At 64.8% G+C, this 2,967-nt stretch carries 2 protein-coding genes; one reads left to right on the forward strand and one right to left on the reverse strand.

All coding sequences use genetic code 11. The annotated features are described in order from the left end of the window. Nucleotides 1–1,352: aspartate kinase (locus AAC023_RS14185; RefSeq protein WP_339741902.1), on the reverse strand; the 1,352-nt coding region annotated here is incomplete at its 3' end. A 155-nt stretch (nt 1,353–1,507) separates the two neighbouring features. Between AAC023_RS14185 and AAC023_RS14190 the strand changes: the two genes are divergently transcribed. Then, nucleotides 1,508–2,967, forward strand: a 1,460-nt coding sequence (locus AAC023_RS14190; protein ID WP_339741904.1) for an AMP nucleosidase, incomplete at its 3' end; no start/stop codon positions are given.

Below are 2,967 nucleotides of genomic sequence, written 5' to 3' on the forward strand. Positions count from 1 at the left end.
TGCAGGCGGCGGCAGAGCGGCTTGCCCTGGTCCTCATCGACGACGACGGTCAGGTTGAGATCATTCGCCGCCTGGCTGATCAGGCGCACGGGATAATGGGCGAAGGCCTCCATCGCCGGTCCAAGCTGGGCCAGCAGGGCGCGCACGCCGCGCCCGACCATCGAGACGGCAGCACAATTCTCGATCATCTCGACGCGGGCAATGGTCGCCAATTCGTCCTGCAGCGCGGCCAGCACCGCCGGGGTGAGAGACGGATCCGCATCGAGCGAGACGGTGACGCTGGTCTGCGAGGTCGAGACCAGATCAATCGAGACGCCATGGCGGGCGAAGGGTTCGAAGGCCTTCGCGAGGAAGCCGGCGGCATGCCACATGCCATCGCTGTCGAGCGTGATCAGGCGAACCCCGAACTTGACGGAGACGGCCTTGAGGCGCGGCGCGTCTTCCGACGGGGTGGCGCTGATCGTGGTGCCGCTCATCTCCGGGCGGTGCGTGCACAAGACCTGCATCTCGATCCCGGCCTGGCGCACCGGCGCGATCGCGCGTGGATGCAGCACCGAGCCGCCCATGGAGGCGATCTCCTGGGCCTCGTCATAGCTCAGCGCCCTGATCTGGCGCGCGGCGCCGGTCAGGCGCGGATCGGCCGAGAAGAAGCCGGGCACATCGGTCCAGATTTCCAGCCGCCGCGCACCAAGCCTGGCCGCGAAATAGGCGGCTGAAGTGTCGGAGCCGCCGCGGCCGAGCAGGGCGGTATCGCCATCGGGACGCCGGGCAATAAAGCCCTGGGTGAGGACAATGTCGAAGGCGGGGCCTTGCAGGCGGTCTTGCAGCGCCGGGTCGGGCGCGTAGTCGCAATCGGCGCCGAGATAGCCGCTGACCGGACCACCGCTGCGGCTGGTCAGCAGATCGCGCGCGTCGAGCCATTGGCAGGCCAGGCCGGTCTGGTTGAGCCAGGCGGCACTGAGGCTGGTCGCCATCAGCTCGCCCTGGGCCATGATGCGGGCGCGTGAACGCGGCGAGGCATCGCCGGTCAGAGCCAGTCCGGCGCGCAATTGCGTCAGCTCGGCGAGGAAGGGCGCGAGCACGGCTTCGCCGTCGAGTTCCAGCTCTGCCGCAAGCGCGAGATGCTGCACCTTGATCGCCGCCAGTTCCGCCTCGCCCTGGCCCGCCATGGCAGCGGTGATCAGGGCTTCGAGCTGGTTGGAAATGCCGGCCAGCGCACTATGGACCACAAAGACGCGCTTGCCCTCTCCGCGAAGGGTCTGAATCCGTTTGGAGATCACGCGCCAGTCGGCCAGCGATTTGACGCTGGTGCCGCCGAATTTCAGTATGATCCAGTCTTGCGCGTTTTCCATGGTGATCTCCAACCCGGTTGAGGGTGCCCGGCTCCTTACAGGCTTGGCGAGTTGCGGCCAACGGATAGTTGGCGATCGGCCTGCTTTTCTGTGCAGCTGCCCCGCCCTGGGAGTTTCGCGTTTACCCTTGCGGCAATTCGTGCAAGAGACTGGCGATGATGCCTTTTCAGATCGCGAACACGCCTTCCGACGCCGTTGATCAGCTTATTGTGCTGTACCAGGCCTCCGTTGAGCGTCTCCAGACCGCCCTCAAAGCCTTCCTCGATGGCGGTCCTCCACCCAGTCCTGAAGCCCGGGCCGAAGGCGCGTTCGCCTATCCGGAATTACGGGTGACCTATTTGCCGGACGGACCGCCGCCGCCGGTCAGCCGGGCGTTCGGGAAATTCACCGATACCGGCGTTTACGCCAATACGATCACCCATCCCGAGTTGTTCCGCGATTATCTGATCGAACAATTGACCCTGCTCGACAGCGAGTATGAAGTGACGATCGAGACCGGGCTTTCCAATGTGGAAATGCCCTTCTCCTACGTGCTCGACGGCGCTGATGATCTCGACATGGATGCCGCCAGCCCGGCCGAACTGGTCAATCATTTCCCCTATGCCGATCTGAGCAAGGTCAATGATGATCTGCCCAACGGGCTCAGCCCCTCCGTGCCCGGCATGGTGCGGCCGCTCAGCCTGTTTGCCGCGCCGCGCGTCGATTATTCGCTGCAGCGCCTGCGCCATTATACCGGCACGCCCTATGAGGATACGCAGCAATTTATCCTCTTCACGAATTACCATCGCTATGTCGACGCCTTCACCGCCTGGGCGATCCGGCAGCTGAAGGAAGATAATCACTATGATTCCTTCTCGGCCGCCGGCTTTGTCGAGGTCGATGCCGACACGCCCAATGCCCATGCCCTGGTCGAGGGGGCGCCCTGGCGCCGTTTCCAGATGCCGGCCTATCACCTCAAGGCCCCGGGCGGCCGCGGCATCACCCTGGTCAATATCGGTGTCGGCCCGTCCAACGCCAAAACCATCACCGACCATCTCGCTGTATTGCGTCCGCAGTGCTGGCTGATGATCGGCCATTGCGGCGGGCTGCGCCATTCCCAGCGTCTGGGCGATTATGTGCTCGCCCACGCCTATCTGCGCTATGACGGCGTGCTCGACGAGGATTTGCCGATCGAAGTGCCCGTGCCGCCGATCGCCGAAATCCAGATCGCGCTGGAAAGCGCCGTCGCCCAGGTCAGCGGCGACAAGGGCGAGGCCCTCAAGGCGCGCCTGCGCACCGGCACGGTCGCCACCTTTGCCGACCGGAACTGGGAATTGCGCTATGCCGCCCAGGCGCGGCGCATCAACCAGTCGCGCGCGATCGCGGTGGATATGGAATCGGCAACGATTGCTGCCAACGGCCTGCGCCTGCGCGTGCCCTATGGGACCTTGCTCTGCGTCTCCGACAAGCCCCTGCATGGCGAGCTGAAACTGCCCGGCGCGGCCAATCTCTTCTATCAGCGCTCGGTCTCCGAACACCTGGCCGCGGGTATCGAGACAGTGGAAATCCTCAAACGTGATCGCGGTGCGGCGCTGCATTCGCGCAAGCTGCGCAGTTTCGACGAGCCGCCCTTCCG

Source organism: uncultured Maricaulis sp., assembly GCF_963976135.1.
GTDB lineage: Bacteria > Pseudomonadota > Alphaproteobacteria > Caulobacterales > Maricaulaceae > Maricaulis.